Here is a 551-nt window from a genome sequence, read left to right on the forward strand (position 1 = left end):
GTGATGGGGTCGCGACAGCGGCGTTGGTCAGTTTGGTCGCAGGTGATCATGCTGTGACGGCAACGGTCGGTACGAACACCACGGCCGCGAAAACCGCCAATTTTATCGCCGATGAGACGACAGCCGAGATTGGCAGCACTGACTTTACCGTCGCCAGTGGCGCGGCCGCTAATAATACCGCGACCAATGCCGTGAGTGCGACGGTGAAAGATGGCAATGGTAATTTAGTGCCGAATGTGAGTGTGACCTTTGCGGTGAGTGGCGGGGCAACCTTCGACGGGGGAACCGAACTGACTAAGGAGGCCATCACTAATAACGCAGGGCTGGCAACAGCATTACTGGTCAGTCGGGTGGCGGGTGATCATGCGGTGACGGCAACGGTGGGCACCCATACCACTGCGGCGAAAACCTCTACCTTTGTCGCCGATGAGACGACAGCCATTATTGCGAGTACTGACTTCACCGTCGCCAGTGGCGCGGTGGCGAACAATGTCGCCACCAATGCCGTGAGCGCTACCGTGAAAGATGCTGATGGCAATCTGGTCCCGAAT

General features: G+C 57.9%; 1 protein-coding gene. It reads left to right on the top strand.

Translation table 11 applies throughout. The features are described 5' to 3' along the window. Positions 1-551, top strand: a 551-nt coding sequence (locus tag BN68_RS22850; protein ID WP_042807149.1) for an Ig-like domain-containing protein, incomplete at both ends; no start/stop codon positions are given.

The sequence above is a fragment of the Yersinia massiliensis CCUG 53443 genome (genome assembly GCF_000312485.1).
GTDB classification, from domain to species: Bacteria; Pseudomonadota; Gammaproteobacteria; order Enterobacterales; family Enterobacteriaceae; genus Yersinia; species Yersinia massiliensis.